At 67.2% G+C, this 26,144-nt stretch carries 30 protein-coding genes, 1 tRNA gene and 1 riboswitch; of the genes, 13 read left to right on the forward strand and 18 right to left on the reverse strand.

Going from position 1 to position 26,144, the window contains the following annotated elements; translation table 11 throughout:
• Nucleotides 1-47 precede the first annotated feature (47 nt).
• Both CJ177_RS26290 and CJ177_RS26295 read left to right on the forward strand, forming a co-directional pair.
• Nucleotides 48-1,394: a lysine N(6)-hydroxylase/L-ornithine N(5)-oxygenase family protein gene (locus CJ177_RS26290; RefSeq protein ID WP_005244518.1), complete on the forward strand. Its 1,347-nt coding sequence runs from the start codon at nt 48-50 to the stop codon at nt 1,392-1,394.
• Nucleotides 1,391-1,642 (forward strand): MbtH family protein, encoded by a 252-nt coding sequence (locus tag CJ177_RS26295; RefSeq protein ID WP_005244517.1) that lies wholly within the window; start codon nt 1,391-1,393, stop codon nt 1,640-1,642. The genes CJ177_RS26290 and CJ177_RS26295 overlap by 4 nt, the downstream gene beginning before the upstream one ends.
• A gap of 106 nt (nt 1,643-1,748) precedes the next feature.
• Here CJ177_RS26295 and CJ177_RS26300 read toward each other — a convergent pair whose 3' ends face one another.
• Nucleotides 1,749-3,188 carry a threonine/serine exporter ThrE family protein gene (locus tag CJ177_RS26300; protein ID WP_005561483.1) on the reverse strand — a complete coding sequence of 480 codons (1,440 nt, stop codon included), beginning with the start codon at nt 3,186-3,188 and terminating at the stop codon, nt 1,749-1,751.
• Between the two features lies 1 nt (nt 3,189).
• Nucleotides 3,190-3,570: a nuclear transport factor 2 family protein gene (locus CJ177_RS26305; protein WP_005262863.1), complete on the reverse strand. Its 381-nt coding sequence runs from the start codon at nt 3,568-3,570 to the stop codon at nt 3,190-3,192.
• Between the two features lie 72 nt (nt 3,571-3,642).
• Between CJ177_RS26305 and CJ177_RS26310 the strand changes: the two genes are divergently transcribed.
• Both CJ177_RS26310 and CJ177_RS26315 read left to right on the forward strand, forming a co-directional pair.
• Nucleotides 3,643-3,717 (forward strand) — tRNA-Thr (locus tag CJ177_RS26310).
• 143 nt (nt 3,718-3,860) lie between these two features.
• Nucleotides 3,861-4,064 carry an RNA polymerase sigma factor gene (locus CJ177_RS26315; RefSeq protein WP_095868984.1) on the forward strand — a complete coding sequence of 68 codons (204 nt, stop codon included), beginning with the start codon at nt 3,861-3,863 and terminating at the stop codon, nt 4,062-4,064.
• A gap of 13 nt (nt 4,065-4,077) precedes the next feature.
• On the opposite strand, the gene CJ177_RS26320 is transcribed toward CJ177_RS26315, so the two are convergent.
• The 4 genes from CJ177_RS26320 to CJ177_RS26335 form a co-directional block, all read right to left on the reverse strand.
• A complete protein-coding gene (locus CJ177_RS26320; RefSeq protein WP_095868985.1) occupies nt 4,078-5,490 on the reverse strand; it encodes a lipase family protein in 1,413 nt (470 codons plus the stop codon).
• Nucleotides 5,491-5,590: 100 nt separating this feature from the next.
• A complete protein-coding gene (locus CJ177_RS26325; RefSeq protein WP_095868986.1) occupies nt 5,591-6,226 on the reverse strand; it encodes a TetR/AcrR family transcriptional regulator in 636 nt (211 codons plus the stop codon).
• 42 nt (nt 6,227-6,268) lie between these two features.
• Entirely contained in the window at nt 6,269-8,161 is a 1,893-nt protein-coding gene (locus tag CJ177_RS26330; RefSeq protein ID WP_095868987.1) for a glycoside hydrolase family 15 protein, read from the reverse strand.
• A 92-nt stretch (nt 8,162-8,253) separates the two neighbouring features.
• Complete coding sequence (locus tag CJ177_RS26335; protein WP_005244510.1) at nt 8,254-9,141, reverse strand: sigma-70 family RNA polymerase sigma factor; 888 nt, start codon at nt 9,139-9,141, stop codon at nt 8,254-8,256.
• Between the two features lie 105 nt (nt 9,142-9,246).
• Here CJ177_RS26335 and CJ177_RS26340 point away from each other — a divergent pair, with 105 nt between their 5' ends.
• Nucleotides 9,247-10,011, forward strand: coding sequence for an SDR family oxidoreductase (locus CJ177_RS26340; RefSeq protein ID WP_095868988.1), 765 nt, complete (start codon nt 9,247-9,249; stop codon nt 10,009-10,011).
• Here the strand turns inward: CJ177_RS26340 and CJ177_RS26345 are convergent.
• Genes CJ177_RS26345 through CJ177_RS47465 form a run of 3 tightly spaced genes read right to left on the reverse strand, consistent with a single transcriptional unit; the run spans nt 9,996 to nt 11,303 of the window.
• Entirely contained in the window at nt 9,996-10,910 is a 915-nt protein-coding gene (locus tag CJ177_RS26345; protein WP_095868989.1) for a SigB/SigF/SigG family RNA polymerase sigma factor, read from the reverse strand. The genes CJ177_RS26340 and CJ177_RS26345 overlap by 16 nt on opposite strands.
• A 43-nt stretch (nt 10,911-10,953) precedes the next feature.
• Nucleotides 10,954-11,100 (reverse strand): hypothetical protein, encoded by a 147-nt coding sequence (locus CJ177_RS47460; protein WP_179443285.1) that lies wholly within the window; start codon nt 11,098-11,100, stop codon nt 10,954-10,956.
• 59 nt (nt 11,101-11,159) lie between these two features.
• Nucleotides 11,160-11,303, reverse strand: coding sequence for a hypothetical protein (locus CJ177_RS47465; RefSeq protein ID WP_016883983.1), 144 nt, complete (start codon nt 11,301-11,303; stop codon nt 11,160-11,162).
• Nucleotides 11,304-11,590: 287 nt separating this feature from the next.
• Between CJ177_RS47465 and CJ177_RS26350 the strand changes: the two genes are divergently transcribed.
• A complete protein-coding gene (locus CJ177_RS26350; protein ID WP_043943643.1) occupies nt 11,591-11,944 on the forward strand; it encodes a helix-turn-helix transcriptional regulator in 354 nt (117 codons plus the stop codon).
• 15 nt (nt 11,945-11,959) lie between these two features.
• Here the strand turns inward: CJ177_RS26350 and CJ177_RS26355 are convergent, their stop codons facing one another.
• Nucleotides 11,960-12,343, reverse strand: a complete 384-nt coding sequence (locus CJ177_RS26355) for a hypothetical protein (protein ID WP_005244506.1) — start codon at nt 12,341-12,343, stop codon at nt 11,960-11,962.
• Between the two features lie 241 nt (nt 12,344-12,584).
• Between CJ177_RS26355 and CJ177_RS26360 the strand changes: the two genes are divergently transcribed.
• From CJ177_RS26360 to CJ177_RS26370, 3 genes are all read left to right on the forward strand, one after another.
• Nucleotides 12,585-12,893, forward strand: coding sequence for a MerR family transcriptional regulator (locus tag CJ177_RS26360; protein WP_005244505.1), 309 nt, complete (start codon nt 12,585-12,587; stop codon nt 12,891-12,893).
• A 449-nt stretch (nt 12,894-13,342) separates the two neighbouring features.
• Complete coding sequence (locus CJ177_RS26365; RefSeq protein ID WP_095868990.1) at nt 13,343-13,570, forward strand: hypothetical protein; 228 nt, start codon at nt 13,343-13,345, stop codon at nt 13,568-13,570.
• Between the two features lie 29 nt (nt 13,571-13,599).
• Complete coding sequence (locus tag CJ177_RS26370; protein WP_005244503.1) at nt 13,600-14,565, forward strand: hypothetical protein; 966 nt, start codon at nt 13,600-13,602, stop codon at nt 14,563-14,565.
• Between the two features lie 63 nt (nt 14,566-14,628).
• On the opposite strand, the gene CJ177_RS26375 is transcribed toward CJ177_RS26370, so the two are convergent.
• From CJ177_RS26375 to CJ177_RS26395, 5 genes are read right to left on the reverse strand one after another with little or no spacing between them, the layout of a single operon-like run.
• Nucleotides 14,629-15,792 carry an epoxide hydrolase family protein gene (locus CJ177_RS26375; RefSeq protein ID WP_095869234.1) on the reverse strand — a complete coding sequence of 388 codons (1,164 nt, stop codon included), beginning with the start codon at nt 15,790-15,792 and terminating at the stop codon, nt 14,629-14,631.
• A gap of 55 nt (nt 15,793-15,847) precedes the next feature.
• Nucleotides 15,848-16,198, reverse strand: a complete 351-nt coding sequence (locus CJ177_RS26380; protein WP_061042242.1) for a hypothetical protein — start codon at nt 16,196-16,198, stop codon at nt 15,848-15,850.
• Between the two features lie 49 nt (nt 16,199-16,247).
• Nucleotides 16,248-17,075, reverse strand: a complete 828-nt coding sequence (locus CJ177_RS26385; protein ID WP_095868991.1) for an LLM class F420-dependent oxidoreductase — start codon at nt 17,073-17,075, stop codon at nt 16,248-16,250.
• A 40-nt stretch (nt 17,076-17,115) separates the two neighbouring features.
• Complete coding sequence (locus CJ177_RS26390; RefSeq protein ID WP_005244499.1) at nt 17,116-17,919, reverse strand: hypothetical protein; 804 nt, start codon at nt 17,917-17,919, stop codon at nt 17,116-17,118.
• A 48-nt stretch (nt 17,920-17,967) separates the two neighbouring features.
• Nucleotides 17,968-18,282, reverse strand: coding sequence for a multidrug efflux SMR transporter (locus tag CJ177_RS26395; protein ID WP_061042240.1), 315 nt, complete (start codon nt 18,280-18,282; stop codon nt 17,968-17,970).
• Nucleotides 18,283-18,292: 10 nt separating this feature from the next.
• Nucleotides 18,293-18,354: riboswitch (guanidine-III (ykkC-III) riboswitch) on the reverse strand.
• Between the two features lie 771 nt (nt 18,355-19,125).
• Between CJ177_RS26395 and CJ177_RS26400 the strand changes: the two genes are divergently transcribed.
• Both CJ177_RS26400 and CJ177_RS26405 read left to right on the forward strand, forming a co-directional pair.
• On the forward strand, nt 19,126-19,842 hold the full coding sequence (locus tag CJ177_RS26400; RefSeq protein ID WP_179443301.1) for a response regulator transcription factor: 717 nt from the start codon (nt 19,126-19,128) through the stop codon (nt 19,840-19,842).
• Between the two features lie 80 nt (nt 19,843-19,922).
• A complete protein-coding gene (locus CJ177_RS26405; protein WP_061042239.1) occupies nt 19,923-21,305 on the forward strand; it encodes a cell wall metabolism sensor histidine kinase WalK in 1,383 nt (460 codons plus the stop codon).
• Between the two features lie 3 nt (nt 21,306-21,308).
• Here the strand turns inward: CJ177_RS26405 and CJ177_RS26410 are convergent, their stop codons facing one another.
• Nucleotides 21,309-21,734, reverse strand: coding sequence for an HIT family protein (locus CJ177_RS26410; protein WP_005244493.1), 426 nt, complete (start codon nt 21,732-21,734; stop codon nt 21,309-21,311).
• Nucleotides 21,735-21,874: 140 nt separating this feature from the next.
• Here CJ177_RS26410 and CJ177_RS26415 point away from each other — a divergent pair, with 140 nt between their 5' ends.
• Together CJ177_RS26415 and CJ177_RS26420 are read left to right on the forward strand one after the other, a co-directional pair.
• Entirely contained in the window at nt 21,875-23,128 is a 1,254-nt protein-coding gene (locus CJ177_RS26415; protein WP_095868992.1) for a bifunctional glycosyltransferase family 2/GtrA family protein, read from the forward strand.
• The gene (locus CJ177_RS26420; RefSeq protein WP_061042237.1) at nt 23,125-25,215 is read left to right on the forward strand and encodes a glycosyltransferase family 39 protein; all 2,091 of its coding nucleotides are present in this window, start codon (nt 23,125-23,127) and stop codon (nt 25,213-25,215) included. Before CJ177_RS26415 ends, CJ177_RS26420 begins: the two co-directional genes overlap by 4 nt.
• Before the next feature lie 60 nt (nt 25,216-25,275).
• On the opposite strand, the gene CJ177_RS26425 is transcribed toward CJ177_RS26420, so the two are convergent.
• Nucleotides 25,276-25,674, reverse strand: a complete 399-nt coding sequence (locus tag CJ177_RS26425) for a hypothetical protein (RefSeq protein WP_061042236.1) — start codon at nt 25,672-25,674, stop codon at nt 25,276-25,278.
• The gene (locus CJ177_RS26430; RefSeq protein WP_005244488.1) at nt 25,658-26,044 is read right to left on the reverse strand and encodes a hypothetical protein; all 387 of its coding nucleotides are present in this window, start codon (nt 26,042-26,044) and stop codon (nt 25,658-25,660) included. Before CJ177_RS26430 ends, CJ177_RS26425 begins: the two co-directional genes overlap by 17 nt.
• Between the last annotated feature and the right edge of the window lie 100 nt (nt 26,045-26,144).

The raw sequence follows: 26,144 nt of genomic DNA on the forward strand, positions 1-26,144 counted from the left end.
GGCGGCTGGGTCGGGTGCGGCGCGGCGTCGAGGACGGACAACGAGCTATGAGTGAATCGCCGGAAACGGTCGGTACAGATCTCCCAGTGCGAGATGTCGTGGGTGTCGGATTCGGTCCCGCTAACCTCGCCCTGGCCATTGCCATCGAGGAACACAATGCGGAGTGCCCCCCGCGCGAGCGGATCAGCGCGCAGTTCATCGAGAAGCAGGATCGATTCGGGTGGCATCCCGGGATGCTTCTCGACGGCGCGACGATGCAGATCGCGTTTCCGAAGGACCTGGTGACGTTCCGGAATCCGCGAAGCGCATTCACCTTCTTCAATTACCTTTTCGACCAGGGTCGCCTCGTCGACTTCGTCAATCACCAGACCTTCTTTCCGACTCGCCACGAGTTTCACGACTATCTGCAGTGGGCGGCACGCCGAGTGGACGCCGACGTGCGATACGGCACCGCGGTGGAGACCGTGCGCGGAATCCGCGGCGACGACGGGGTGATCGACCGTTTCGAGGTCCGCGCCGCCGACGGCAGCACGGTGATCGCGCGCAACGTCGTGATGGGCGCCGGTCTGCGGGAACGAATCCCCGAGTGGGCCAACCCCTCTGCGCGGTGCTTCCACAACCACCAGTTCCTGTTCCGGCTCGGCGAGATGCCGGCTCCGGTCCACCATCGGTTCGTCGTCCTCGGGGCAGGCCAGAGTGCCGCCGAGATCGTGCAGTACCTGCACGGAAACTACCCCGAAGCCGAAGTCCACAGCGTCTTCTCGCGGTACGGGTACAGCCCGGCGGACGACAGTCCGTACGCCAACCGCATCTTCGATCCGGAGGCGGTGGACGATCTGCACGGTGCCCCGGAGGCGGAGCGTCTGCGATTGCTGGATGTCCATAGGAGTACTAACTATTCGGTGGTCGACATCGAGCTCATCAACGAGCTCTACGCGACCGAATACCAGGAACGCGTGCGGGGGCGTCGCCGCCTGTTCATGCGCCGCGCGTCGGAGATCATTGCCGTCGACGAGACTTCGGACGGAATCGAGGTGGCTGTCCGCAGCGGTGTGGACGGCCTCACCGACACTCTCGCTTGCGACGCACTGATTCTGGCCACCGGTTTCACCCCCGCACCCCTCGAGCCTCTGCTCGGCGATCTGGCGCCGAAGACCCACCCGCCGCGTGAAGTGGGCCGAGATTACAGATTGGCGGTTTCACCGGACGTCACAGCGGGAATCTATCTGCAGGGCGGCACGGAGAAAACGCACGGAATCACGTCGTCGCTCCTGTCGAACGTTGCCGTGCGGGCGGGAGAGATCGTTACATCTGTCGTAACACGGCGTGGCCGCAACGGCACGCTTGCTAGTGTGAACGCACAGGACACGTATGCGACAAGCGAGGCGAGATGAGCACCAATCCATTCGATGACGAAGAAGGCCGCTTCTACGTGCTGGTGAACGATGAGGACCAGCACTCACTGTGGCCCACGTTCTCTGAGGTGCCGGCAGGCTGGCGCGTAGTTTTCGGCGAGGAAAGCCGGGCCGCGTGCCTCGAGTACGTGGAGAAGAACTGGACCGACATGCGGCCGAAGAGCCTGCGTGAGGCCATGGAGGCCGACGAGAAGTCGGGCGGACGGCACAGCGTCGACAAGAGCTGACCTCCCCGGCGCCGCGTGTCGGCGACGATGTGCCGGGACGACCGTCCGGTGAGACACCGGCGGTCGTACCCGGCAGACGGCCGAGAGGCCGTTACCTGAAAGTGCCTCAGGCCGCCTTCTGTGTGTGTGTTTCGACCGGCTTCCGCCGCCTCGTCTTGAAGACGGGGCGGCGGATGTCGTCTGTGCGACGCAGGATGCGCGGCCTCCGCAGGGTCCGGGCGATCCACTCGCCGAGCGTGACGCCCGCCGCGAGTGCGCAACCGATACCGAACGCCGCGAGCAGCGAGCTGAGTCCGATCACCACCTCGTTGTTGAGCAGGGCGTAGAGGCCCCGATACAGAGACAGACCCGGCAGCAGTGGCGTGATACCCGCCACCACGACGACCAGCGGCGGCGTGAGCGCGCGGCGGGCCATCAGACCACCGGCGAAACCGACCACTGTGGCGGCGAGTGCCGAACCGATGATGGGGCCGATGCCGAACTGGTGCGCCACCATGTAGACCAGGGCGCCGGCCGCGCCACCGAACCACGCGGCCGTGAGGGCGCGCTGCTCGGCGTAACAGGCCAATGCATAGAACATCGACGCGAAAGCGCCCGACATCACCAGGACGGGTAGTTGCACGAGTTCCGTGATCTCGACGTTGACGGGTGGCAGGGTCGAACCCAGCACACCGGTCAGACGCAACGAGATGGCCACACCGGCGATGATGCCGCCGGTCATCATGACCACTTCGAAGAATCGCGCCGCCGCCGTGATCGGTGCTCCCGTGATGGCATCCTGCACGGAACCGACCAGCGACAACCCGGACAACAGCACCACCACACCGGCCGAAATGATCTGCGAGGGTCTGATCTCGACACCCAGCTGATCCTGGAACGTATAGAGCGTCGCCGCCGGGGTCGCCGCCACCAGACCGCCCGCCACCTGCTGGAAGAAGAACGGCAGACCGATGCGGTTGAGGACGCGGTTGACTCGGTAGATCACCATCGTCGTCAGGAAGGCGACCGATGCGACCAGCACCCCACCACCCATCAACACGGAGACCGACGCGGCCATCGACGCCCAGGCGAGCGTCGCGATCCAGCGGTTGTACGGGTGCGGCGCCGTGGTGACCGCGGTCAGGGCCTCGTGCGCCTCGCTGGGGGTGACGGCCTCCCGGCGGATCCGCCGCGTGAGCCGGTCCACCGCCGCGAGGCGGGTGAAGTCCATCGAGCGGTAGTGCACTATCCGCATCGTGCTCGCCGGCGGGAGGGTCGGCCCGCGGTACGCGGACAGCACGATGGAGTTGTACGTGACATCCACATCGCACTGGGCGAGGCCGTACGTGGCGGCGATGAACTGCACCTGCTCGGCGGTGTCCATCGCACCGGTGCCGGACGCGAGGAGCACTTCACCGACTCGCACGGCGAGGTCGAGTACTTCGGCGACCACCGCGTCGTCGGTGAGGTCGATCGGCTGCAGCGGTGTGGGTGCAGCGGTGACCGCATCGACCGTTGCGCGACGGTCGCCTGTGAGACGTTGGAGGGATTCTGTGAGCTTGGCCATACTACGTGTCGGAGACAAGATCTTTCTCGGTCAAATCGGTGGCGGAGAGTGCAGACTCGAGTGTCTCGTGGCGGAACGTGGAGATGACCTGATCGTGGACGACACGGAATGCAGAGGCCAGGATACGCGTCTCCTCGGGGTCCGTGGCCCACGTGGCCTGCTGTTCGACCACCAGCACCCCGTCGTAGTAATACATTCGCTGCGGAATCAGCGTGATGCCCGCGGTAGACGCCCATTCCCGCAGCGCCGCCAGGCCCTGGGTGGCGCCTTTCGGCCCACCCATCTCGATGTCGTCGCTCGACAGGGACAGCAGAGTGTCGATGTCGCCGGAGTTGAGGGCGTCGTGCCAAGCGAGGACAGTGGCGATCTCCGAGGTACTCATGGCTCCAACGCTATCCAATGTGGGCGGAAGTAGCCGACGTTCCTGCAATGGATATGATGGGCGCGCGTGTCCGCCTCCTTAGCTCAGTGGTAGAGCACTCGCCTTGTAAGCGAGCGGTCGTCAGTTCAATCCTGACAGGAGGCTCCACCGCGGAATTACCTCCGCACACAGAGGGCCACCTTCCCCCGGGAAGGTGGCCCTCTGTGTTTCCCGCACGCTCACCCCTGGGTGGGCAGTTCGTCACCCTGGGGTCCCTGTCTCCGACCCCGCCGGTCATTGACGATGAGTGCATGCAAGTGAATTCGTGCAGGTCGGCGGTACTGGACGCGGTGGAAGCGCTGCCCGCCCTCGAACGGGAGACACTGGCCCTCGTGTATTACCGGGGAATGTCCTGCGACGAAGTGGCGGACACGATGCAGATCAGCGTCGCCACCGTCCGGGACCGCCTCCACGAGGGGGCGCGCAGACTGCTCGCCGGTGTCGGCGACCTCTGATCGGACCGCGCCCTCACGTGCCGATCGGCTGACCGAGCAGGCTCGCGATCGTGTCGCCGACGATCGACGACCACACCGGCCACGTCGCCTGGTCGAGGGCCATCGATCCCACGTCGTGGGTGATGCATCCGGCGTCGGCGGGCACCCCGGCGAACCGGTCCCGCAGCCACATCAGGGCGCTCGCGGCTGCGACCGGTTCGAGGGACAGGTGCTCGCTGGCGTGGTCGCGGGTGTACGTCACCCGGGCGTTCGGGTCCTCGCAGTAAGTGTCGACCAGTCTGTCGACGGGCCCGACCGGCACCAGCCAGTCCGGGTTCGCCTGGTACATGAACATCGGGACGTCCGGGATCCGGTGTCCCATCTTGGTCCGGTCGAGTACCGATTCGACCACCGGATCGCGCAGCGGGTCGCCGCTCGGGCTGTCGAACAGGCCCCTCAGGTTCGCGAACGGCAGCAGCGCCGACTGATAGCTGACGCAGAGGTTGCTCTTGGCGGCGAGAAGCTGCTTGCCGAGTGGGTTCAAGTGCGTGCCGAGATACTCCGCGAGCTCGGGATAGTCACGGCTCACGCCGAACACGCCGCCCAGCACGATTCCCGCGCCCAGGTTGTCGTCCGCGAGATCGACGAGGGCGCCGAGATCGGCCGGGATGCCGCCCTCGGCCGCGCCGACGATGTTCAGGTCCGGTGCGTAGCTCGCGTGGAGTTCGGCGGCGTGACCCGTCGCGATCGCGCCTCCGGAGTAGCCCATCAACCCGACCGGAGTCTGCCGGCCCGTCAGGCCCAGTGGGTCGAAGTTCTCCGCCGCGCGGATCCCGTCCAGGGTGATGCGGCCCGCGAGGGGCCCGGCCGCATACGCGGCGTTCGGGCCCTGGTGATCCGGCATCACGACGGCCCATCCCTGGGCGAGGGCGGCCTGCGCCTCGAGGAACTGCAGCGGTGCGACGATCTGACCGGTCAACGGCGCGGGCACGGACCACTGCTGCAGTGCGTACGAGGCGGCGCAGTACTTGCCGAGGGAGTCCTCCGCCGGCTGGAGCGAGAGCAGATTGCGGACGCCGTCGATCGTGCCCCGGGGCTTGATGACCGTCGCGACCGCAGGGATCGCCTCGTCCCGCGAATTGTTGGAGCGAAACGACAGCTGCCACGCGTCGACGTTCACCGGAAGCACCGACAGGTTCGCCAGGTGCACTTCGCGGGCGGCGATGATCTCGCCCGGCTCGGCCGCCGCGACCACGTTTGCAGGCGGTTCGTAGAAACCCCGGTCGGCCTCGGGCCAGGCGGGAACGGTAGGGGCCGGCTGCACGTCCACCGACGTTCCGCCGTCGGTGGGAGCCCCGACCGACGGCGTGGCGACGGCGAGTTGTGCGGCCACCACCATCGCTCCCACCAGCAGCATTCGACGTCGTAGCGTTCTCGTTCCGATCATGTGGTCCTCCCCGGCCGAAGTGAGACGTCTATGTCTCACTTTGAGTGCAGACCATAGATCAGGTGTGACGGGTATCGCAATACTCGCGAGTAAGTTCGGCTCAGGTCTGGTCGGTGACAAGCGCGATGAGCATCGTGCTCAGAACGTCCACCAGGACCGACGCGGACGGTCTGGGGGAGGCGGTGCTCCAGTGATGGGCGAGATCGTTGACCGCCCCGATGAAGGCGATCGACACCATCGCGAACCGCTCGGGCGGGTCGACGACGCCACCGTCGATCGTGCGGGTGACCGCTTCGAAGAGTTCGGCCCACTGCGTGCGGCGCGCGAGGCGGTACTGCTCCACCCGGGGGCCCGCGCCGACCACCTCCACGAAGATGATCCTGGACCGCCGCTCGTCCGTGCCGACCGATTCGATGTAGGCCGTCATGACGGTGCCGGCGACGGTCCGGGGATCGCGCGAGGGCGCCCGGTCGTTCGCGGCGAGCACCGCGTCCCGGGCCTCGTCCTGAATCGTGTCGTAGAGCGCGAGGAGGATGTCCTCGCGGCTGCCGAACTCCTCGTAGAACTGGCGACGCGACAGTCCGGCGTGGGCGCAGATGTCGCTGATCGAACTGTGGGCGTACGTCTTCTCCGCGAAGACGGACAGGGCGGAGTCGAGGAACCGTGCCCGGCGGGCTACGCGACGTTCCGCAACCGGTTGGCCGCTGTACGTCCGATTCGACTCTGCTCGGGACACGATCTCAGCCTACGGTGACGGGACGTGGTGGCCCGCCTCGGCTCACATCAGTTCCCGCATTCGTTCGTGCAGGATGATGCGCCCCGCGGCCTCGATCAGCGCGAGGTGGGAGAACGCCTGCGGAAAATTGCCGAGATGACGGCCGGTGCTCGTGTCGAACTCCTCGGCGTACAGCCCCAGGGGAGAGGACACGCTGACCAACCGCTCCATCAAATCGGTTGCCTCCTGCACCTGTTCGACCACGGTCAGTGCCGACACCAGCCAGAACGAGCAGATCAGGAAACTGCCTTCCTTGCCCGACAACCCGTCGTCGGTTTCGCCGGTGCGGTAGCGCAGGACGAATCCGTCTTCGGTGAGATCGTTCGCGATGGCGTCGACGGTGGCGCGCAGGCGGGCGTCCCCGCGGGGAAGGAAACCGAAGACCGCGGCGAGCAGGGTCGACGCGTCCAGCGCCTCGGTGTCGTAGTGCTGGCGCAGAACCCCGTTCTTCACCCCGTGCTCGAGGATGTCAGCGCGGATCTCTTCGGCTGTGGCGCGCCAGGTTTCCTCGGCCGAGCGATCGCCGCGGATGCCCGCGATCTTCGACGCGCGGTCGAGTGCCACCCAGCACATCAGCTTCGACGACACGTAGTGCTGCGGTGCGCCGCGAGCCTCCCAGATCCCCTGATCGGGGTTGCGCCATACCGCGGACGCGCACGTCGCCTGCTGCTGCACGAGCGGCCACAGCCGGCGGGGGAGGCGCTTGCTGCGCACCGTGTGCAACAGGATCGAGTCGAGGACGGCGCCGAACACGTCGTTCTGCCGCTGGTCGAACGCGCCGTTTCCGATGCGCACCGGACGCGCGCCCGCGTAGCCGGACAGGTCGTCGCGGGTCGACTCCGTCAGGTCGCGGGCGCCGTCGATCCCGTACATGATCTGCAGTGCGCCATCGCCGTTCGACTCGAGGTCGGCGATGAACTGCATGAATTCGTCGGCCTCCCAGTCCAGGTTCAGATAGTGCAGAGCCTGCAGGGTGAACGTGGAGTCCCGCATCCACGTGTACCGGTAGTCCCAATTACGTTCGCCACCCGGAGTTTCCGGTAGGGACGTGGTGAGGGCCGCAACGGTGGCGCCGGTCGGCATGTACGTGAGTCCCTTGATGGTGAGGGCGGACCGCTGAATCGCCTCCCGCCACCGGTGATCGGGAAAGCGTGCGTGGCTGAACCAGCGCCGCCAGAAAACCGAGGTTGCATCGAGTTGCGCGACAGCCTCTTCCGCCGTTTCCGGTGCGGCGAGTTCCGCCGCCCACGACAGCGCGCAGTAGAGGGTTTCACCCTTCTCGAGCACGTGCCGGGCGCGCACCCGCCCACCCTCGATGCCGAGCGCCATGTCCGTCTGCAGGCGTAGGGTCCGCCCCGCGCCGCTCGCGTCGGCGGTGTGCCGATCGCCGTCCACGAGAACCCACTCCGCCGGTGTTCTCCCGTAGTCGAACACGGGCTCGCACACCAACTCCACCTCCACAGTGCCGTCGAGGCAGGTGACCGTGCGGACCAGCATGTGATCGGCGTCCTCGTCTGCAGGCGGCCGTGTGTGGGGAGTGATCGTGTCCTCGCCGCGGCTCGGACCCATCGTCAGTGCACTGCGCACGGTCACCCAGCCGGTCGGCGTGTTCCACACCGCCGAAATGGTGTTGCTTCCCGGCTCGTACTGCCGGGATGCCGGAACGTTGAGCCCGAACGGGCCGATCCGGAACATCCCGGCCTCGCGGTCGAGGAGGGAACCGAACACGCTGGGCGAGTCGAACCGGGGCACGCACAGCCAGTCGACGGAACCGTCCGGCGCGATCAGTGCCCCGGTGTGACAGTTCGAGAGGAAGGCGTAGTCGGCGATGGGCGGGAACGGCGACGGCGCGGCTGCGCTCTGGGGTGGGGCGTCGTCGTCCGAGGCAGTAGTCACGTTCGCGCCCCTCTCCCGGCAGTGTCGGCCACCTCCATGCTGCGGGTCGGGGCGCGCAGGGTCATCACCCTGTACGGGTGACCGGGGTCCCGTCAGTCACCGAGAACCGCGAGATCGAGTCGGCGGACGCGATCGGGTTCCGCGATGACGTCGATCTCGGTGATGCTGCCGTCGGCGATCGTGAACTTCAGCACCAGGTGCAACCGCCCGCGGAGAGCCATCACGAGCCCGACCGCCCCGTTCACCAGGGCGACCTGGGTGAACCGGGCCCGTTCCGAGGAGGCGAGCGCGCCCCTGGCCACGACGCGAGCACCCCGGATCACGAGAGGCGCCGGGGTGGGGCCGACAGCCGGATCGGCGCGGAGCACCACATCCGGATCGAGCAGGGCGACCAGCGCGTCGAAGTCGCCGCCGCGGGTCGCGGCCAGATAGGCGTCGACGACGCGGCGCTGGCGTTCCAGATCCGCCGTGGCCGGTGCCGGCGAGACTCCTTTCACCCGTCGGCGGGCGCGGCTGGCGAGCTGCCGAACCGCCGGGGAGGAGCGGCCCACGATGGGGGCGACGTCGTCGAAGGGCACGTCGAACATGTCGTGCAGCACGAACGCGAGCCGCTCGGCCGGGGTCAGCGTGTCGAGCACCACGAGCAGTGCCAGCCCGACCGAGTCGGCCAGCACCGCTTCGTGTTCGGGGTCGCCACCGTCCTCGTGACCGACGACCGGGTCGTGCGCCTGCACGTCGAGAGGTTCCTCGCGCCGCTGCTCGCGTGAGCGCAGCACGTTCAGGCACACCCGCGACACCACGGTGGTCAGCCACGCCTCGAGATTGTCCACGTCGCCGGTGTCGGCGCGGTTCATGCGCAGCCACGCCTCCTGGACGGCGTCGTCGGCTTCGGTCACCGAGCCCAGCATCCGGTACGCGACGGCCCGCAGCCGGGGCCGGTGTTCCTCGAAACGCTCCGTCAGCCGATCGCAGTCGTCCACCGTGTCACATTCCTTCCTCGCCGCGTGTCTTAGCAGTAGATCCACCGAAAACCAGCTGCCGAGACCGGGAAACCGAGTCCCGCATCCAACGAATCTGGAGAGATCATGACATCACCCATTCTGATCACCGGCGGTACGGGCACGCTCGGACGTCAGGTCGTCCCACTGCTGCGGGCAGCGGGCCGGGATGTGCGGGTTCTCAGCAGGCACGGCCGCGAGCCCGGCGACGGCGTCGAGTACCTGGCCGGTGACTTGTTCGAGGGCAAGGGAATAGAGCCTGCGCTGGAGAGGGTCGAGACCGTTCTGCACTTGGCGGGCGGACCCAAGGGTGACGAGGTCGCGACGCGGAACCTGGTGGACGCCGCCTCGCGCGCCGGGGTGCAGCACCTCGTGTACATCTCGGTGATCGGCGCCGACGGCGTCCCGCTCAGCTGGTTCGGATCCAAGCTGGCCGCGGAACGAGCGGTGGCCGAGTCGGGTGTGCCGTGGACGACGCTGCGCGCGGCCCAGTTCCACGACCTGGTGCTGACCATGCTGCAGAAGATGGTGAAACTGCCGGTGATTCCGGTCCCGGGCGGACTGCGGTTCCAGCCGGTCGATTCGGGGGAGGTCGCGGCGCGCCTGGTGGAACTGACGCTCGGGGCACCGGCCGGCCTGGTTCCCGACCTGCCCGGGCCGACTGTGTACGGGATGGCCGATCTGATTCGCGGATACCTGCAGGCGACCGGAAGGCATCGGCTGACGATGCCGGTGCGGATGCCGGGAAAGGCCGGCCGCGCGTACCGGGAGGGCGCGAACCTGTCACTCGACGTCGCAGCGACGGGCAAGCGGACGTGGGAGGACTTCCTGGCCGACTACGAGAGCATCTGACCGCCGACGTCGGCGAGTTTTCCGCGCAGGTTCGCCAGCGTCTTGGTCAGGAGCCGGGATACCTGCATCTGTGAGACACCCACCCGCGCGGCGATCTGCGACTGGGTCATGTTGCCGAAGAAGCGCAGGACCAGCACGGTGCGTTCGAGGTCGGGAAGTGATTCCAGCAGAGGTGCGAGGACCACGTGGTCCTCGACGTGTGCGAGGGCCGGGTCGACGTCGCCGATCGTCTCCGACAGGGGGCGTTCGTTCTCGCCGAGCGGGAAGTCCACGGAGAGGGTGCTGTAGGCGTCGGCGACTCGGAGCCCCTGGACGACTTCGTCCTTGTCGATCCCGAGGGTCTCGGCCAGTTCGCTCGCCGTCGGGGCGCGTCCGAGCGTGGTGGTCAGTTCGGTCGTCGCGTTGGTGAGGGAGAGGTGCAGTTCCTGCATGCTGCGCGGGACGCGCATGGCCCAGCCCGTGTCGCGGAAGTGCCTGCGGACTTCGCCGGTGATGGTCGGGACGGCGTAGGACACGAAGTTCGCTCCACAGCGGGCGTCGAACCGGTCGACTGCCTTGACCAGGCCGAGGCGGGCGACCTGGATCAGGTCGTCGAGCGGTTCTCCGCGACCGTGGAAACGCCGGGCGATGTGTTCGGCGAGCGGCAGGCAACGTTCGATCAGCCGCTGGCGCAACACTTCGCGGCGGGGGTCGGAGGCGGCGAGCCTGCCGATGGCCTCGCACTGCGCGGGCACGTCACGGTATTGGTCGCGCTCGCGGCGCGCGGCCTCCGGGCGTTCCAGCCGTCGGTCTTCTGCTGCGACCTCTGCCGCAGGCTTCGTGCGATGCGTCGGCGTCGTCCTCGCGGGGATGCGACGGATTTCGCAGGATGGTGCGACGAGCTGGGTGGACACATTCATGGCTCTGCCCTTCTCTGACCTGCCGGCATCGGCAATGGTGTCGCTATTCGACGAGTGCGGGGGAGGTGTCGGTGGCCTCGTCGGCGAACATCGCCTCGATCCGGGCCTTGATTTCCTCGGTGCTCATCGTTGCTCCGCCGCGCGAGGCGGTAGTGGTGGCGGAACCGTGGGATGTGGAGCTGGCGGGCATGAGCGCTGTGTCCTGTCGGGTGTGAAGGGTCGGTGTGGAAGAGGTGGCCGGGCCGGGTGTCAGGTCGGTAGGGACGAGAGGAGAGTGAGCGCGCTGAGGGCCAGCGTGGCGATCAGGCCGCCGGCGATCGCTCCACCGCTGCCTGCGCCGAGAACGAGGACTTCTCCGTCGTGCGGAGCGTTCTGCGGGTTGTGTGTGGTCATCGGTTCTCCTTGGCTCCCACCTCGTGGTGAGAACTTATCTGCGCTGAAGGATATAGATTTGTTCTACAGTCATAGCGCAGGAAGTTCAAGCGGAATCGGCAAGATTGCTGCTCGGGAGCGTTGATCGCCGGACGAAGAACTGGACCCGGAGGAAATCAGATGAGGCCGCGTGGCCCTCCGGGCCGCCGAGAACTGTGCGGCGGAACAGCGGGACGGCAGTGCGTGCACAGCGAAGCGAACCTGTCCCCCCTGCGGCACATTGTGTCGTCCGGAGCTTGATAGGATTGATGCGCCCTGAGAAGAAGGGAGATCCGGTGACGTCCTCTCATGTGCCGCTTCGTTCGCAGCGGGGTGTGTACGGGATCTCGGTAACGTCGGAGCTGACGGGTATCGGGCCGCAGACGCTGCGCTTGTACGAGCGGCGAGGGTTGATCACACCGACTCGCACGGGCGGTGGAACACGCCGGTACAGCGAGGACGATGTCGCGCGCCTCCAGAAGATCACCGAGCTCGTCGCGGCCGGTGTCAATCTGATCGGAATCGGTCAGATCCTTCAGCTCGAAGCCGAGAACGCGATCCTCGCGGCGCGCAACGCCGAGCTCGAGCTGCTCGTGCAGTCCGAGGTCCCGGGTCGCGCCTGAGTTGCTCTTACCGGCTCACCTGGTGGACGGGTCGTTGGTGGGATTGAACTCGTCGAACGATGCGTCGGCCGACTGCCATTTGCCCCCGGCCCGGATGTCGGCGAACGCCAGGTCGAACGCGTCGACCAGCCATGCGTGCTCGGCGGCGGCCAGCAGTTCGTCGGAAGTTCCGTCGGTAACGCCCTGATAGAGGCTGACCCGCCATTCGGACGTGTCCTCGGCGGCGTCGGTCAGTCCGTCGGCGGCGTTGGATGCGAGAAGGTAGCGGTTGTACTCGAAATCGACCCGGATCGCGTAGCCCGCACCGGTGTTGACGACATTTGCCGGTCGCTGGGTCGCCGCGGCGAGCGCAGTGAGGGCGTCTCGGTAACGATCTGCGTGTTCCTGAGTGCGGGGCACCGGTCTTCTCGTCTCTGGCGCAGAGGCCGTGGCACTCGCGGCCACGACACCTCCACGAACCCTGCCAGGGCGGCCTCGGTTCGTGTTCGGTTCGGATCCGAGATTACGTCACCCGGTCCTGGTCCTCGCCGCAGCCGAGGGCGCGTGCTGAACGGAATACGCAAAATCTATATCTCCTGTTGCAGATTCGTTTCATTCGTTTGTTAATATCAGGTGTTCCTTAAGCAGAAGGGAGCCTGTTGTGACCATCGACGCCTTACCCCGCTCATGTCGCGGGGTCTACGGAATTGCGGTGACGTCGGAGTTGACGGGCATCGGCCCGCAGACTCTGCGGCTGTACGAGCGTCGCGGATTGCTGACCCCTGCCCGGACCAGCGGCGGCACCCGTAGATACAGCGATGACGATCTGGTCAGGTTGGCGCGCATAGCGCAGCTCATGGAGGACGGAGTGAACGTCCAGGGCATTCAGAGGATTCTCGCGCTCGAATCCGAGAATGCGGATCTGGCGTCCCGGTTGGAAGGGTCGGAGGGCGGCGCGGCCGGAGAGTGATCCGTCGGGTGACAGGGTTCGACCGATTTTCGGGTCGACGTCGGTGTTCGCCTCCGGTCCTCTCGAGCACTGGGCCCGTGAAAAATGTGCCATCTGCGCAGGTCCCGGCGGTTTCAGAGTGTCGCCATGTGCGCCTCGGCCGATTCTCTTGCTCGGAAGGGTTGAACTTTACTGCTGAGTAGATAAGATGAAATCTGTATCAGCCAGAGCAGATAAGTTGACGACCCGGACGAGCCGCACGCATACGAGCATGTGACGTTGCGGCAGGGAGAGAACACGCAATGGCCGAATCCGACACTGCCCGCGCAGTCGATGTCGTGAGCGCGCTACCGCTGTAAATCGCGACACCCGGGCTCTGCACGAAGGCGCCGACAGCGTCGTCCGGCGAAACGCCCCCTCGTGTAGTCCCGACTCTGGTCCGCATTCGACTCCAGACGGGAAATCGAACCATGACCCTTGCCCACAATGCACTCCGCACCCACGCTCCCCGGCACGCGAAGAACGAGCAGGACGAGCCCGACCGTCGTTTCTCGCTCGGGACCGCGCTCGTCGCCGCGCTCGTTGCCGCCGTGCCCACGATGTCCGTCACCGGATCGGCGGTCCTCGCGGCCGTCACCGCTGCGGCCGTTCTGGTCGGAGTCCTACTCGCTGCGTATCTCATCTCCAGCCTGATCTGATCGCACCCCACGAACCGGAAGGACACGCTATGACCATCACCACCGTCCCCACACTGATCACCCAGCTGCACGCCGTACTCGATCTGACCAACACCGAAATCCAGGTTGCCGAAACCCGCGTCGCGCAGGCGCGCACCGAGGCCGTGCGCCGAGAACTGACCGAGAACGCCGAGAACGGACGCCTCCGCGCAGAGGCGATCGAACGCGCGATCCGCGATCTCGGGGGAGTGCCGGAGATCGTCGGCCCGCTGATCGGCCGGCTGGCAGCGGCGCTGAAGGCGATGGCGGAGCAGGCGCAGCCGTTCGACGAGGCCCTGCTCGGCGACCTCGCCCTCGAACATCAGCTGCTCGACCGGGCGCGGTACGTGAAGGCCCTCGCGACCGCAGCCGGGAAGCAGGACGTCGTCCGGTTGGCCGATCGGCTGGTCACCGCGCACGCAGCGACCGTCGACTGGTTGACCACGGTGCTCGCGGAGGAGGCACTCGGCGGACCGGCAGCCCTGCGACGCACCCCGTTCCAGGCGGCGACCGGCGCCACGATCCGGCTGATCAACGTCCCCGTCTCGTGGTCCGCGCGCGGCATCGACCGTGCTCTCGACACGGCCCGCACCACCCCGCCGATGCTGAGCGCGTTGCTCGGGCGAGGCGCCCACGCGGGCGACGTCGCGGTGAAGACGCTCGCCGCCTCGCGTGACGCCGCCCTCGAAACGGCCGAGCAGGTCACTCGCAACGAAGGCGCCGAGGGAATCGCCGACGCGATTCACTCCGCACGCACCGCCGGCGGTGTCCTGGAGGCGGACGAACTCCCGATCGCCGACTACGACGACCTCAACGTGTCCCAGGCCGTCGCCGCGGTCAAGGAACTGACCGATCCGTCCGACGTGCGCACCATCGTCGCCTACGAGGAAGCCCACAAGGACCGTCAGGGCGTGGTCTCGGCGGCCCAGACGCGACTGGCCGGCATCGCCCAGGAGGTTGCCGGTATCGGCAACTGACGCAACACCGTCCACGAACTCGCGGGTCCCGCTGCCGGGGCCGGCGAGTTCGTCGTGTTCCGCTCAGCGGAGTCCGGCGAAGAACTCCCGGATGTCCGCGGTCAAGGTCTCGGGCTCTTCGAGTGCGGCGAAGTGACCGCCACGGTCCTCGACGTCGGTCCACCGCGTGATCGCGTGTTCCTGTTCGGCGTAGCGACGGATGCCGACGTCGTGGGCGAAGACGATGACCGCGGTCGGGATCGCGGACGCGGATTTAGCGGTGCCCCAGGATGATTCCTGCGTGTAGCCGACATACGCGGACGAAGACGCGGTGTCGGTGAGCCAGTACAGCATGACGTCGGTGAGAAGCCGGTCGATGCCGACGACGTCGTGGGGGAGCGCCTCGCGGGGATACGTCCACTCGCGGAACTTGTCGACGATCCAGGCCAGTTGACCCACCGGCGAGTCGGCAAGCGCGGCACCGAGAGTCGCGGGTCTCGTGGACTGAATGGAGATGTAGCCGAACTCCTCGGACATGAACCGGGACACCCGGTCCAGGCGGTCCTGCTCCAGCGGTGACAGACTGGCCTGCTCCGCCTCGTCCAGTTCGTGGAACGGAACCCCGACATTGCCGTTGAGGTGCACCCCGACCACAGCGTCCCGGGCGATTCGTGCGACCTCGGGCGAGACGTCCGCACCGATGTCGCCGCCCTGGACCCCGTAGCGGTGGTAGCCGAGCCGGCTCATCAGATCAGTCCACGCCGTGGCGATACGGTGAGTGTCCCAGCCCGATTCGCGGACCGGTCCGGAGAATCCGAATCCGGGCAGCGACGGCACGACCACGTGGAATGCGTCGGCGGGGTTGCCCCCGTGCGCTGCGGGGTCGGTGAGGGGCCCGAGCACGTCGAGGAACTCGACGAACGAACCCGGCCAGCCATGGGTGAGGACGAGGGGCAATGCGTCCGGTTCGGGTGAGCGCACATGGAGGAAGTGGATGTTCTGCCCGTCGATCTCGGTCACGAACTGCGGGATGGTGTTGAGCGATTTCTCCTGCGCCCGCCAGTCGAACTCGTCGCGCCAGTACGTGACGAGTTCGACCAGGTACGACGTGGGCACACCGCTCGCCCAGTCGTCACCCGGGAGGGGTGTGCCGAACCGGGTGCGCGCGAGACGATCGGCGAGATCGTCGAGTTGCTCCTGCGCGATGTCGATGCGAAACGGACGGATGGTCTTCGTCGTGTCGGTCATACCGAGCACGCTACGAAGGATTGAGGACAGTTCCGGTCCTCGATGCCGAGCCGGGTCAGCAGGCCCCGGTCTTGGCGGCGTCGTAGGCCTGGATCATCTGGTCCTTGCGCTCCTGCGGGGCGTCCTTCCACTCCGGCGTCTCGGCCGACTGGGTGAACAGGTCGTCGAGGGCCTTCGTGCGGTCGAAGGTCTCGCCGCTCTGCTGCGCGCGAGCCTCCGCGCCGTTCGCGTACTGGAGCAGGCCCTTGCACAGGTCCGCGACAGCGGGCAGGTCTGCGGAGGATGCCTCGGTGGCCTCGATCGTTGCGCTCGCCGGGGACGCGGCCTCGGTGGTGGTCGATTCGGAACTGCATGCCCCGAGCAGCAGGGCGGCAGGGATCAACAGCGCAACGATGGTTCGTGTCATGCGAAATACATACCAGAGGCACGGGTCGGCTGCTGTCGGCCGGTCGGTCCTATGCACGAAGTGGCAGCAGTCGCGCAAGCTGCCGGGCCGCTTCGTCCGGCCGCTCACCCAGTTCGTTGACGACGACATGATCGGCACCGGCCGCGAGGTGGCTGTGGACCCGCGCGACGATCGCGTCCGCGTCGCCCCAGGCGACCAGGTCGTCGACGAGCCGGTCGCTCAGCCCCGCGATGTCGTCGGCGCCGAAGCCCATCCGTGCGAAGTTGGTGGCGTAGCCGCCCACCCCCGACAGGAAGCGGAGCGGAACGCGGGCCGTGTCGCGGGCCTGCGCGGCATCGGTGCCGAGCACCGTCATCAGCGAGACGACGAGCGTGGCGTCCGGACCGAGGATCCGCCGCGCCTCGGCGGTGTAGTCGGGGGTGACGAGGAGCAAGACGGCCCCCGCGGCCCTGTCCCGCGCGAGTTCCAGCTTGCGCGGGCCCAGCGCGGCCAGAATCCGTCGCTCCGCAGGCACCGGCGGATCGAACCGGTCGAGCCTGTCGAGATACTCGTTCAACGCTCGGAGCGGCCGGGGGACCTGCGGGCCACCCAGTCCGACGACGAACCGGTCCGGCGCCGTCGTCTGCAGATCCGCATGAAGCTGTGCGACGGCGCCCGAGTCGTACACGCCGACCGGGATGATGCCGGTCGCGACGGGGATCGAGTCGGTCGCCCGGACGACAGCCGAGATCCGGTCCAGGCTGTCGATCTGACCGCCCCGCAGCCAGATCGCCGAATAGCCGAGGGATTCCAGCCGGGCTGCCTCGTCGAGGTACGTCTCGTCCGGTGAGATATTCAGGGAGATGCCGATTGGTCCGAGGCCTTCGATGCGAGTCATCAACCGACCGTAAAACCTCGAGTCACGTTCAGGTCAAGTGTCAGGCGGGCCCGAGTGTGTAGTCGACGCCCGGGCGGTCGCCCTTGCCCTTGAGCCAGCGTCCTGGCAACTTGCCGGCGAGGTCGCCGAGCGGCCCGACCGCGGCGCTGAGAATCCCCACCGTTTCCTGCAGCAGGTCGATGCTGGCGCTCATCCGCTCGAGGTTGGGCGCCAGCGCCGTCAACGTCTCGGACAGCGCCACGATCTGGTCGAGCGGGCCACCCTCGGCGATGAGACGTTCGAACGCGCCACCCTCCGACAGCAGGGTCTCGAGGATGCCGTTCTCGGCGAGCGCCCGGTCCACGAGTCCGCCCGGCGCCGTGAGCCGCTCGACCGCGCCGTCCTGCGCGGTCAGCCGTTCGAGCGGTCCCTGCTCGGCGGTGAGACGGTCGAGCAGGCCGTCCTTCGCGAGAAGCCGTTCCAGGGTGCCGTCCTCGGCGAGCACCCGGTCGAGCGGGCCGTCCTTGGCGAGAACCCGCTCGAGCGGGCCGCCCGGCTCGAGCAGTCGTTCGAGGGTGCCGCCCTCCGAGGTGAGACGGTCGACGGGACCACCCGGAGCGAGCAGGCGGTCGAGCGGACCACCCGGCTGGAGGGCCTGCCCGAGCGGCCGGTCGTTGGCCGCGAGCGACGACAGCTGGCTGATCACCTGCAACGGGCTGCCCTGGGTGCTCATCCCCGTGACCACACCGGTTCCGGCGACCGCCGTCCGGACGGTCACCAGGCTGGCTTCGGCGATTCCGAGACCGACATCGGCCGCCGCGAGACCGACACGCACCGGGAGGGTCATCAACGACACCAGGTTCATGGAATTACTGTAACCCGCGACACACAAGCATCGAGTGTCACGATCCGGTCAGTGCAGCACCTTCAGTCCGACGACGCATCCCACGATGCCCAGGATCAGGAGGATCTTCACCAGCGAGGAACTCTCGGCGCCGGTCACCATCGCGAACCCGACCGTGAGGGCTGCGCCGATACCGACCCAGACCGCGTACGACGTTCCGATGGGGAGACTGCGCATCGCGAACGCCAGACCCGCCATGCTGAGAATCAACGCGACGCCGAATACGACACTGGGTCCGAGTTTGCTGAACCCGTCCGATCGGCCGAGGGCGGTGGCCCAGACGGCCTCCAGGATTCCCGACAGCACAAGCACGATCCACGCCATGACAAACCTCCGGGCACCGTCTTGTCGCTGGCCGGGTACGGTGCGCTCGTCCGGATGTCGTGTCGACGATTTCCACGGTACCCAACGGGGCGCTCCGCGCCTGTGAGTGGTGAGCGAGTCCACACACTCCCCGGACGCGCACGGGTCGCGAATGCGCCGATTATCTCGCAGATCGAGGTCGCCTCATTTATTGTCGAGCGAAACAGTGAATTGTGTGCGTATACCACGGAAGATAACGAGGCACATCATGATGCTCGGACTGCTCGCGGCAATCAACAGCGCATTCACCCTCGGACTCGCCAACACGATCGGGACGTTCGGTGGAGTGGTTTTCAACCTGAACGTCGTAGCCTGAACTTCCTGCCTGTCAAGACAACTCCGCTCCCACGACCCCGCTGTCGAATCGACGGCGGGGTTGTCTCGTGTGCGACGACCGGAGGCGACGGCACGCGGAGCGCAACTTTCCCATCCTTGCTCATGCGCCGAGAATTTCCCCCTTTTTCGGTAAAGAAGAATGGGTGATTTTATTGGGGGAATTCGCGTGCGTGTGTCGCCGCGAATTCTTCGGAGTTGACCTAGTGTCATCCGCAACGCGCACGGACAGCGCGCAACCACCCCTTCCGAGGGGCAACGATGGAGGTCATGATGCTCGGACTGCTCGGGGCACTCAACAGCGGTGTCACACTCGGATTGGCCAACACGATCCTGACGTTCGGCGGGGTAGTACTCAACCTCAACATCGTGGTGAACTGACGACCGGAATCCCAACCGCACAGGCCGGCGGTACCGCTCACAGGAATCTCCCAGGAAACCTACAGCGACGATCCAGCGTCGCGAGTGATGATGGGTTGCGTGAATGAGAAGCCTGTCGAAGCCCGCGTCCTCGTCGTCGACGACGAACCGAACATCCTCGAGTTGCTGTCCGTGAGCCTGCGGTTTCAAGGATTCGAGGTGGCGACGGCGACGACCGGGGCCGAGGGACTCGACACGGCCCGCACGTTCCGGCCCGACGCCGTGATCCTCGACGTCATGATGCCGGGAATGGACGGATTCGGCCTGCTCAAGCGGCTGCGCGCCGACGGTGTGGACGCTCCGGTGCTGTTCCTCACCGCGAAGGACGCGGTGGAGGACAAGATCAGCGGCCTCACCCTCGGCGCGGACGACTACGTCACCAAGCCGTTCAGCCTCGAAGAAGTGGTGACGCGGCTGCGCGTCATCCTGCGGCGGGCCGGGAAGGTGTCGGTGGAGGAGCAGTCCGCCCGCATCAAGTTCGCCGACATCGAACTCGACGACGACACGCGGGAGGTCTGGAAGGCGGGCGACCTGGTGTCGCTGTCGCCGACGGAGTTCACGCTGCTGCGGTACTTCATGGTCAACGCCGGCACCGTGCTGAGCAAGCCGCGGATCCTCGACCACGTCTGGAACTACGACTTCGGCGGTGAGGTCGGGGTGGTCGAGTCGTACGTGTCCTACCTTCGCCGGAAGGTCGACACCGGCGAGACTCCGCTGATCCACACCCTCCGCGGAGTCGGCTACGTGATGCGAGAACCGCGGCGATGACCGCGCCCGCGGCTCCGCAGGAGTCGGCCGAGGCGGTCGCCGCTGTCCCGAACAGGCCTGCGCGACGGTGGATTCGCTCGATGCCACTGCGCATCACGCTCGTCGGCGCGGTTCTCCTTCTCTCTGCGCTCGGACTCCTCGCGTCCGGTGTCGCGGTGACGTCGGCGCTCGAGAATTCGCTGACCAACCGCGTCGATCATCAGCTGCACGACGCGGCTCAGGGGTGGGCGAAGCCCGGCAAGTCGCGTCCGCTGCCGCCGCCGGTCGAACCGAACCTCGGCCGACCACCGAGCCCGTTCTACGTCCGCACGACGCTGCCGAACGGAACGGTCCTGCGCGAGATCAACGACGAATCCGAATCCCCCGCACTGCCCGAGAACCCAGCGTCCGGGCCCGAGACGGTCGGCTCGACCGACAACTCCGACGTGCGGTGGCGGGTGCTGACGACGACCGCGCCGGACGGAACCGAGACCACCGTTGCGATGACACTCACCGAGAACGACGAAACGGTGAACCGGCTGATCGTGCTGCAACTCATCATCGGTGTGGTGGTGCTGATCGTGCTGGGAGTGGTCGCGTACTTCGTGGTCCGGCGCAGTCTGCGTCCCCTCGTCGAAGTGGAGGAGACCGCCGCGGCGATCGCGTCGGGTGACTTGCACCGCCGTGTTCCGGAACGGGACGATCGTACCGAGATCGGACGACTGTCCGTGGCGCTCAACGGAATGCTCGCCCAGATCCAGCACGCGTTCGCCGCCACCGAGGCGTCGGAGGAATCGGCGCGGCGCTCCGAGGAGAAGATGCGGCGATTCGTGGCCGACGCGAGCCACGAGCTGCGCACCCCGCTCACCACGATCCGCGGCTTCGCCGAACTGTATCGACAAGGCGCGATGACCGACACGGAAACCCTGATGAGTCGCATCGAAGGGGAGGCATCGCGGATGGGACTCCTCGTGGAGGATCTCCTGATGCTCGCCCGGCTCGATGCCCAGCGTCCCCTCGAGACCCGGCCCGTCGACCTGCTGTCGGTGGCCTCGGACGCCGTGCACGGGGCACGCGCCGTCGCCCCCGATCGGTCCATCGCGCTCGACGTCCGCCCCGGACCCGGGACACCCGAGGTGATCGGTGACGAGGCCCGGTTGCGGCAGGTCCTCGGCAACCTGCTCGCCAACGCCGTCAAACACACCCCCGCCACCGCGGACGTGACGGTGCGGCTGAGCACCACCGAACACAGCGTCGTGCTCGAGGTGGCCGACACCGGACCCGGTCTCAGCGAGGAGGACGCGGCCCGGGTGTTCGAGAGGTTCTACCGCACCGACGCCTCCCGCACCCGGGAGAGCGGCGGCAGCGGGCTCGGCCTGTCGATCGTCGCGGCCCTGGTCGCCGCCCACCGCGGGTCGGTGACCGTCGACAGCCGGCCCGGCGAGGGTGCGACGTTCCGGGTGGAACTGCCGCGGTCGAGCTGACCGTCAGTCGGGGACGTTGTCTCCGTGGCCGAGTTCGCGCAGCGCTGCCTTGAGCTTCGCCTGCGCCTCGTCGAGCGATTCCTGGGACGGATTCTGCTCGGCGTTGCTGATGTTGAAATCGCCGAGGTCGTAGGCCGGGAAGACGTGCACGTGCAGGTGCGGCACCTCGAGACCGGCGATCAGCAGACCCGCCCGCGGTGCGTCGAAAGCGGGGCGGACGGCCTGTCCAATTGTGCGGGCGACGTCCATGACCTTCGTCCAGATCTCACCGTCGACGTCCTGCCACTGGTCCACCTCCTTGCGGGGTACGACGAGGGCATGGCCCTGGGTGACCGGGGCGATGGTGAGGAACGCGACGACGTCCTCGTCCTCCCACACGAAACGTCCGGGCAGATCTCCGTTGATGATGGCGCTGAATACAGATCCCATGGCCGCCATTATGCGGCTTCGCCGCCCGTGAGTACTTATCAACCTCCCGCGGTTAACAAGTACTCACGGGTGCGAAGCGCACAGGAAACTCCCAGCCTCCGTCCAGGGTCATCGGAGCGTACGGGACGAATCTTGGACGCATGACGACGAATTCCCTCTCCCGCGCACCGGGCGCCATGGGACGACTCGAGACCCCCGAAACCTCCGAGACCGCGCCCGTGCTCGACGTTGTCGTGCCGGTCTACAACGAGGAAGCCGGACTCGAACGTTGCGTGCGCCGGCTCCGGCGGCACCTCGACGAGAACGTTCCCTACTCCGCCCGCATCACCATCGCCGACAATGCCAGCGTCGACGCCACCCTCGCCGTGGCGCACCGGCTGGCCGACGAGATCGACGGCGTCCGTGTCGTGCACCTCGACGAGAAGGGGCGAGGCCGCGCTCTGCGCGCGGTGTGGAGTGCCTCCGATTCCGAGGTGGTGGCGTACATGGACGTCGACCTGTCGACGGACCTCAACGCCCTGATGCCGCTCGTCGCGCCCTTGCTGTCGGGGCATTCGGACCTCGCGATCGGCTCCCGCCTCGCCCGCTCGTCGCGGGTGGTCCGAGGTCCGAAGCGCGAGTTCATCTCCCGCAGCTACAACCTCATCCTCCGTAGCGCATTGCACGCGCGGTTCTCCGACGCGCAGTGCGGGTTCAAGGCGATGCGGGCGGACGTCGCGCAGCGCCTGCTGCCGTTGGTCGAGGACACCGGATGGTTCTTCGACACCGAGCTGCTGGTGCTCGCGGAACGCGCAGGCCTCCGCATCCACGAGGTCCCCGTCGACTGGGTCGACGACCCGGACAGCCGCGTCGACATCGTCGCGACCGCCGTCGCCGACCTCAAGGGCGTGTGGCGGGTGGGCCGGGCACTGTCCACCGGATCGCTGCCGATCGGCAGCCTCCGCGACAGCTTCGGGCGCGAGCCGCTGGTGCCCGGAGTTCCCCGCGGCATGGTCGGGCAGCTGGCCCGGTTCGCCGTGATCGGCGTCGCGTCGACCGTCGCGTACGCGCTGCTCTACCTGATCCTGCATCCGATCATGGGCGCGCAGTGGGCCAACGCCGTCTCACTGCTCGTCACGGCCGTACTCAACACGGCCGCCAACCGCGCGTTCACCTTCGGTGTCCGTGGATCCGAGGGTGCCGCCCGGCATCAGATACAGGGCCTGCTCGTGTTCTCCTTCGGACTGCTGCTCACCAGCGGTTCGTTGTACGTCCTCCACTCGGCGGCCCCGGACGTGTCCAAGCACGTCGAACTCGCCGTCCTCGTTCTCGCCAATCTCGTTGCCACCATCAGCCGTTTCATAGCCCTTCGCTGGGTGTTCCGGAACGCACGCCCCGAAGGAGCTCACGCATGACGACGACCCTCGAACAACCGAAGGTCGAAGCGGCCGAACCACCTCCCGCCCGCAGGCGGTGGGAGCCGTGGGCGCTCGCCGCACTGCTGGTCGGGACCGCGGTCGCGTACATCTGGGGGCTCGGCGCCTCCGGCTGGGCCAACTCGTTCTACGCCGCCGCGGTCCAGGCGGGTTCGGAGTCGTGGAAGGCGTTCTTCTTCGGATCCTCCGACGCCGCCAATTCCATCACCGTCGACAAGCCCCCGATGTCGCTGTGGCTGATGTCGCTGTCGGTCCGGGTCTTCGGGCTCAGCTCGTGGGCGATGCTGGTACCGCAGGCCCTCCTCGGTGTCGGTTCCGTCGCCCTGCTGTACGCCACGGTGAAGCGGTGGTTCGGCGCCCCGGCGGGTCTGCTCGCGGGTCTCGTGCTCGCGCTGACGCCGATCGCGGTGCTGATGTTCCGGTTCAACAACCCCGACGCCCTGCTGGTGCTGCTGATGATCGCCTCCGTGTGGGCGATGCTGCGGGCCGTGGAGGACGGACGCACCCGGTGGATGGTGCTGACCGGCGTGTTCGTCGGTTTGGGGTTCCTGACCAAGCAGCTTCAGGTGATGCTCGTCGTCCCGCCGCTCGCTCTGACCTATCTCTTCGCGGGACCGCCGAAGTTCGGCAAACGCCTCGCCCAGTGCTTCGCGGCGCTCGGCGCGATGATCGTCTCCGCGGGCTGGTGGTTGCTGATCGTCGAACTGTGGCCGGCGTCGTCGCGGCCCTGGATCGGTGGTTCGCAGAACAATTCGATCCTCGAACTCACGCTGGGCTACAACGGTCTCGGCCGGTTGAACGGTGAGGAGACGGGAAGTGTCACGCCCGGCGGCGGTCGCGGGGACGCCGCAGCGGCCATGGGCGGTGCCGGCGAGGCCATGGCGGGCGGCGGCTTCCCCGGAGGAGGCGCCCCCGGCGGTGGCGGTATGTGGGGTAGCACCGGTATCACGCGGATGTTCGAGTCGGCTCAGGGCGGTCAGATCGCCTGGCTGATTCCGGCCGCACTGATCCTGCTGGTCGCCGGTCTCGCACTGCGCGGCAGGGCACCTCGCGTCGACACCCAGCGTGCGTCGTTCCTCGTGTGGGGTCTGTGGCTGCTCGTCACCGGACTGACGTTCAGCTTCATGGCGGGCATCTTCCACGCGTACTACACCGTGGCACTCGCACCGGCCGTGGCCGCGCTGGTGGCAATCGGTTCGGTGACGCTGTGGCGTCGGCGGGACGCGCTGTGGGTGCGGGCGGTTCTCGCGGTGACACTGCTGGCCACCGCTGCCATGTCCTGGGTTCTGCTCGGACGTAGCGCGTCGTTCGTGCCGTGGCTGAAGTGGGCCGTGGTCGGCGTCGGCGTCGTCGCCGCGGTTGCCGTGCTGATCCCGGCGCTGACCCGCGGCCGGATCGCTGCCGTGGTCATGCTGGCTGCGCTGTTCACCGGCCTCGCCGGGCCGACGGCCTACGCCGTCGACACCATCGCGACGCCGCACACCGGTTCGATCGTCTCGGCCGGACCCAACGTCGAAGGCACCCGCGGAGGCCCCGGCGGAATGGGTGGCCCCGGCGGCATGGACGGTGCCGGACGCATGGGCGGCCGCACCGACGGTGCCGCGGTGCCCACCGCGCCGGGTGGCGCCGCTGCCGGCGCGACGGACGGCGCGGCGGCAGGGGCCACCGACGGGATGGGCGGTATGGGTGCCATGGGCGGCGGCGCCGCCGGGGGACTGCTCTCCGGCAGTGAGCCGGGCGCGGAACTGGTGTCGTTGCTCGAACAGGACTCCGGCAACTACACCTGGGTGGCAGCGGCCATCGGATCCAACAGTGCATCCGGCTACCAGCTGGCCACCGAGGACCCAGTCATGCCGATCGGCGGATTCAACGGCAGCGATCCGTCACCCACGCTGGAGCAGTTCCAGCAGTATGTGGCGGACGGCAAGATCCACTACTTCATCTCCGGCGGCCGAGGCGGCGGAATGGGTGGAGACGGAACGGCATCGGAGATCTCCACCTGGGTCCAGGAGAACTTCACCGCCGTCACCGTCGACGGCGTGACCCTGTACGACCTCACGTCCTGACCGGAACCGGCTGTGAGTACTTGTTAACCGCCCGCGGTTGACAAGTACTCACAGCCGGTTTCAGAGGGGGAACGAGATCTCGGGTGTGCGGCAGATCAGCAACCTCCGTACGCGGCCCGAACCGTCGAGCTGCGCAGAGGTGTTGAACGAGGCCTCGAAATCACCGTTCCGTGTGGTGCGTCCCAGAGCCAGTTCGACCTCTCCCACACGAGCTCCCGCGAGGACCTCGTGCACGAGCACACTCTTCTCGCGTTGCTGCAGGTACTCGACGAGACCGGCGCGATCCCCGACGAATTCGGCGGCACTCCCACCGCCGGTGGAGAATTGAACCGACATCCGGAAGTCGTCGGTGATCATGTTCAGGACGCGGTCGGGATCGTCCGAATCCATGATCGCGAACCACGCGACCAGCACGGGAGTCGCAGATGTCGTCTCGTTCAGGTCAGTCGCGCTGCCCATGGGCCAACTCCTTTGTGAGAATGCTGAATTCCGTGTCGAAGGACACCTCGTACGCATCGATGGTTCCGTCGCTGTCGAGGTGCATGGCGGCGAGGAAGTAGCCGGTTGTCTTCATGTCGTGCTCGACGACGGAACCGTAGGCGAACTGGACGTCGCCGGCGCTGCTCGTTCGGAGCAGTACGTGTCGTCGATCGACCGGGGGCCGCCCCCTCAGGTAGTCGAGCATGTCGGCGCGGCTGTACCCCCTGCGGACGGTACCCGGGAGGACTATGGCGAACTCGATCGATTCGTCGAGCAGGGCAACTGCGTCGTCGATCCGGCCGCTGTCGAGGATCGCGTAGTACCGCTCGATTACGAGTGCATCGGTCATGAAATGAACTTAGTTCAACCCGACGCCGATTGTCGAGAGTCCTTGCCGCGACGGCTTGGGCGAAACTAAACTGAACTCACGTCAATTTGAGGAGAGTTCC

Source organism: Rhodococcus sp. ACPA1 (assembly GCF_002300195.1).
GTDB lineage: Bacteria > Actinomycetota > Actinomycetes > Mycobacteriales > Mycobacteriaceae > Rhodococcus_F > Rhodococcus_F opacus.

Bases quoted from the DNA above. Each gene is read 5' to 3' on its own strand.
- CJ177_RS26430 (WP_005244488.1), bottom strand. From the start codon at position 26,044: ATGACCGATGCACTCGTAATCGAGCGGTACTACGCGATCCTCGACAGC.
- CJ177_RS26300 (WP_005561483.1), bottom strand. From the start codon at position 3,188: ATGGCCAAGCTCACAGAATCCCTCCAACGTCTCACAGGCGACCGTCGC.
- CJ177_RS47465 (WP_016883983.1), bottom strand. From the start codon at position 11,303: ATGACCACACACAACCCGCAGAACGCTCCGCACGACGGAGAAGTCCTC.
- CJ177_RS26415 (WP_095868992.1), top strand. From the start codon at position 21,875: ATGACGACGAATTCCCTCTCCCGCGCACCGGGCGCCATGGGACGACTC.
- CJ177_RS26350 (WP_043943643.1), top strand. From the start codon at position 11,591: ATGCGCCCTGAGAAGAAGGGAGATCCGGTGACGTCCTCTCATGTGCCG.
- CJ177_RS26395 (WP_061042240.1), bottom strand. From the start codon at position 18,282: ATGGCGTGGATCGTGCTTGTGCTGTCGGGAATCCTGGAGGCCGTCTGG.
- CJ177_RS26425 (WP_061042236.1), bottom strand. From the start codon at position 25,674: ATGGGCAGCGCGACTGACCTGAACGAGACGACATCTGCGACTCCCGTG.
- CJ177_RS26390 (WP_005244499.1), bottom strand. From the start codon at position 17,919: ATGAACCTGGTGTCGTTGATGACCCTCCCGGTGCGTGTCGGTCTCGCG.
- CJ177_RS26380 (WP_061042242.1), bottom strand. From the start codon at position 16,198: ATGACACGAACCATCGTTGCGCTGTTGATCCCTGCCGCCCTGCTGCTC.
- CJ177_RS26405 (WP_061042239.1), top strand. From the start codon at position 19,923: ATGCCACTGCGCATCACGCTCGTCGGCGCGGTTCTCCTTCTCTCTGCG.
- CJ177_RS26375 (WP_095869234.1), bottom strand. From the start codon at position 15,792: ATGACCGACACGACGAAGACCATCCGTCCGTTTCGCATCGACATCGCG.
- CJ177_RS26370 (WP_005244503.1), top strand. From the start codon at position 13,600: ATGACCATCACCACCGTCCCCACACTGATCACCCAGCTGCACGCCGTA.
- CJ177_RS26345 (WP_095868989.1), bottom strand. From the start codon at position 10,910: ATGAATGTGTCCACCCAGCTCGTCGCACCATCCTGCGAAATCCGTCGC.
- CJ177_RS26320 (WP_095868985.1), bottom strand. From the start codon at position 5,490: ATGATCGGAACGAGAACGCTACGACGTCGAATGCTGCTGGTGGGAGCG.
- CJ177_RS26365 (WP_095868990.1), top strand. From the start codon at position 13,343: ATGACCCTTGCCCACAATGCACTCCGCACCCACGCTCCCCGGCACGCG.
- CJ177_RS26420 (WP_061042237.1), top strand. From the start codon at position 23,125: ATGACGACGACCCTCGAACAACCGAAGGTCGAAGCGGCCGAACCACCT.
- CJ177_RS26340 (WP_095868988.1), top strand. From the start codon at position 9,247: ATGACATCACCCATTCTGATCACCGGCGGTACGGGCACGCTCGGACGT.
- CJ177_RS26400 (WP_179443301.1), top strand. From the start codon at position 19,126: ATGGGTTGCGTGAATGAGAAGCCTGTCGAAGCCCGCGTCCTCGTCGTC.
- CJ177_RS26305 (WP_005262863.1), bottom strand. From the start codon at position 3,570: ATGAGTACCTCGGAGATCGCCACTGTCCTCGCTTGGCACGACGCCCTC.
- CJ177_RS47460 (WP_179443285.1), bottom strand. From the start codon at position 11,100: ATGCCCGCCAGCTCCACATCCCACGGTTCCGCCACCACTACCGCCTCG.
- CJ177_RS26290 (WP_005244518.1), top strand. From the start codon at position 48: ATGAGTGAATCGCCGGAAACGGTCGGTACAGATCTCCCAGTGCGAGAT.
- CJ177_RS26385 (WP_095868991.1), bottom strand. From the start codon at position 17,075: ATGACTCGCATCGAAGGCCTCGGACCAATCGGCATCTCCCTGAATATC.
- CJ177_RS26410 (WP_005244493.1), bottom strand. From the start codon at position 21,734: ATGGGATCTGTATTCAGCGCCATCATCAACGGAGATCTGCCCGGACGT.
- CJ177_RS26295 (WP_005244517.1), top strand. From the start codon at position 1,391: ATGAGCACCAATCCATTCGATGACGAAGAAGGCCGCTTCTACGTGCTG.
- CJ177_RS26315 (WP_095868984.1), top strand. From the start codon at position 3,861: ATGCAAGTGAATTCGTGCAGGTCGGCGGTACTGGACGCGGTGGAAGCG.